Consider the following 3133-nt stretch of genomic DNA (forward strand, 5'->3'; position numbering starts at 1 on the left):
GGGTGACGCCGCGACGACCACGCTCGAGAACCACGATGCCCAGCGACGCCTCCATCGCACGGATGCGCGCGCTGGCGGCGGCCAGGGATAAATGGCTGCGGGCCGCGCCGGCGGTGATGTTGCCGGTATCGAGGATGTGCAGGTAGAGGCGCAGGTCGATCAGGTCAAAGTGCATGGCTGGGTTTCTCGGGTGACTGGGCTGGCCTCATCGCGGGCAAGCCCGCTCCCACATTTTGATCTGTGAATGCAGCCAATGTGGGAGCTGGCTTGCCTGCGATAGCGGTCTCAGCCTCACGCAAAACAAGAGGCTGCCTCAGTATATGGCGAATTTCTAACCTCATCGCAATCCCCCACAATGCCCCCATGACTACCTTCCTGGCGTTCTACCAAAACCTCGGCCCAGCCCTGACGCTGCTGGTCATCGGCACTTTCCTGCTGGCCGGTACCGTCAAAGGCGTGATCGGCCTCGGCCTGCCAACGGTGGCCATGGGCATGCTCGGCCTGGCTATGCTCCCGGCGCAGGCTGCGGCATTGCTGATCATTCCTTCGACGGTCACCAATCTGTGGCAATTGGCTGTCGGCGGCCACTTGAGCGCGTTGCTTAAACGTTTGTGGCCGATGCTGTTGCTGATTTTCCTCGGCACCGGGCTTGGCACGCTGTGGCTGGGCATGGATGGCGGCCACTGGGTGGTGCGCGCGCTGGGCGGGGCTTTGCTGGTGTACGCGTTGAGTGGTCTGTTTTTGCCCACGTTCAAGGTCAAGCCTGCGACCGAACGCTGGCTGGGCCCGTTGTGCGGGGTGGTCACGGGCGTTATCACCTCGGCCACCGGCGTGTTTGTAATTCCGGCAGTGCCGTACCTGCAGGCGCTGGGCTTGAGTCGCGATCAACTGGTGCAGGCGCTGGGGCTGTCGTTCACTGTTTCGACCCTGGCGCTGGCTGCCGGTCTCGCGTGGCGCGGCAACCTCGGCGGCGGCGAAATCAATGCCTCGCTGCTGGCGTTGGTGCCCGCGCTGCTGGGCATGTGGCTGGGCCAGATACTGCGCCAGCGCATCAGTGCGGTGGTGTTCAAACGCGTATTTTTTATCGGCATGGCGCTGCTGGGGAGCCACTTGCTGATCAGTGGGTAATTGAAAAGGTGTTCAGCCTCTCGGTGTAATAAGCTGGTCGGAATCGATAAAGAGGACAGCCTGTGAAAGCCCGATCCGATGAGCTACAGATCTTCGTCAGCGTGATTGAGTGCGGCTCGATTTCCGCTGCGGCGGAGCAGGTCGGGCAGACGCCGTCGGCGGTCAGCCGCACCTTGTCGCGCCTGGAAGCCAAGCTCGACACCACGCTGATCAACCGCACCACGCGGCGCATGGACTTGACCGAGGAGGGCAAATACTTCTTCGAGCAGGCCAAGGTGATCCTGGCGCAGATGGAAGAACTGGAAGAACGCCTGTCGTCGCGCCAGAAAAACCCCGCCGGGCGCCTGCGCATCAATGCCGCCGTGCCCTTCATGCTGCATGGGATCGTGCCTTACATCGACGAATTTCGCCGCTTGTACCCGGACATCCAGCTGGAGCTGAACAGCGATGACCTGATCATCGATCTGCTCGAGCAGAGCACCGATATTGCGATCCGCATCGGCACGCTTGCAGATTCGACCTTGCATGCGCGCTCCCTCGGCTGGTCGCCGCTGCACATCCTCGCCAGCCCGGCCTACCTCAAGCAGCGCGGCACGCCCAGCACCGTCGCCGAGTTGGCGAACCACACCTTGCTGGGCTTTACCCAGACCGAAACCCTCAACCACTGGCCGTTGCGGCATGTGGCAGGTGACCGCTGGCTGATCCAGCCGGGCATCGCCGCCTCCAGTGGCGAAACCCTGCGCCAGCTCGCGTTGGAGGGGCAGGGCATTTGTTGCCTGTCGAACTTCATGACCATCGAAGACATCGATGCCGGGCGCCTGGTGCCGGTGCTGGAGGCGTTCAACAGCGGGTATCGCCAGCCGATCAACGCGGTGTTCTACCGCAACTCGCAGTTGGCGCTGCGCATCCAGTGTTTCCTGGACTTTATCCAGACGAAGCTGGCGCGCTATGCCGCGTGATTCGTGACCGCTGCGCAAGAGTGAATTGGGCAATAGGGTCTTATTCGTCAGGGATGGGTCCTTGATACTGGGCCCATCATTTACCCCGACAGGAGCACACGCCATGAACGTATTCATTACCGGCGCAGCAGGTTTTATCGGCGGTTCCATCGCCACCGGCCTGGTCAAGGCCGGCCACCGCGTTACCGGCCTGGTGCGCAGCACCGAGCAGGCCGCTGAAATGACCCGGCTGGGCATCACCCCGGTGATCGGCACCCTCGACGACAGCGCCGTGTTGACTGAGCAGGCGTTGCACGCCGATGCGGTGATCAATGCCGCCAGCAGCGACCACCGTGCTGCGGTGGAAACCTTGCTCGCCGCCTTGAAAGGTTCGAACAAGCCCTTCCTGCACACCAGCGGTTCGAGCATCGTCGGTGATGCGTCGGGCGGCAAGGCCAGCGATGTCATCTACGTTGAAGACAGCCTGCCGGAGCCGACCGTCGACAAGGCCGCGCGCGTGGCCATCGACAACCTGATCCTGGCTGCCGCCAAAGACGGCGTGAACTCGGCGGTGATCTGCAACACCCTGATCTACGGCCATAGCCTGGGCGTGAAGCGTGACAGCGTGCAATTGCCGCGTTTGCTCAAGCAGGCGCGCAAGAGCGGGGTGGTACGGCATGTCGGGACCGGGCAGAACATCTGGTCCAACGTGCACATTGAAGACGTGGTGGCGTTGTACCTGCTGGCATTGGAGAAGAACGTCCCCGGCACTTTCTACTTTGTGGAAAGCGGCGAAGCGTCGTTTATCGAGATGACCACGGCGATGGCGCAGGCGCTGGACCTGGGCCAGCCGCAGGATTGGCCATTGGCCGAGGCTGAAGCCGAGTGGGGCTATGAAATGGCTAACTATGGCCTGGGCTCCAACAGCCGTGTGCGTGGCAAGCATGCGCGTGAACTGCTGGGCTGGGCGCCGAAGCGCACGTCGGTGGTCGAGTGGATTCGCGACGAGATGGTGTGACGTTCGCCTGATACCGAGGCGCTGCATTCGCGAGCAAGCCCGCTCCCAC

General features: G+C 62.6%; 4 protein-coding genes. 3 read left to right on the plus strand and 1 reads right to left on the minus strand.

What is annotated here, in order from left to right:
- The coding region (locus WBR57_RS22170) for a helix-turn-helix domain-containing protein (RefSeq protein ID WP_424086636.1) at positions 1 to 175 on the minus strand (175 nt) is incomplete at its 3' end.
- 188 nt (positions 176 to 363) lie between these two features.
- On the opposite strand from WBR57_RS22170, the gene WBR57_RS22175 reads away from it, so the two are divergent.
- From WBR57_RS22175 to WBR57_RS22185, 3 genes are all read left to right on the plus strand, one after another.
- Entirely contained in the window at positions 364 to 1128 is a 765-nt protein-coding gene (locus WBR57_RS22175) for a sulfite exporter TauE/SafE family protein (protein ID WP_424086630.1), read from the plus strand.
- Between the two features lie 62 nt (positions 1129 to 1190).
- The gene (locus tag WBR57_RS22180) at positions 1191 to 2087 is read left to right on the plus strand and encodes a LysR substrate-binding domain-containing protein (protein WP_424086632.1); all 897 of its coding nucleotides are present in this window, start codon (positions 1191 to 1193) and stop codon (positions 2085 to 2087) included.
- Positions 2088 to 2190: 103 nt separating this feature from the next.
- A complete protein-coding gene (locus tag WBR57_RS22185; protein ID WP_424086634.1) occupies positions 2191 to 3084 on the plus strand; it encodes an NAD-dependent epimerase/dehydratase family protein in 894 nt (297 codons plus the stop codon).
- Positions 3085 to 3133: the final 49 nt, after the last annotated feature.

It is taken from the genome of Pseudomonas sp. (assembly GCF_049590575.1).
In the GTDB taxonomy this organism is placed as follows: Bacteria; Pseudomonadota; Gammaproteobacteria; order Pseudomonadales; family Pseudomonadaceae; genus Aquipseudomonas.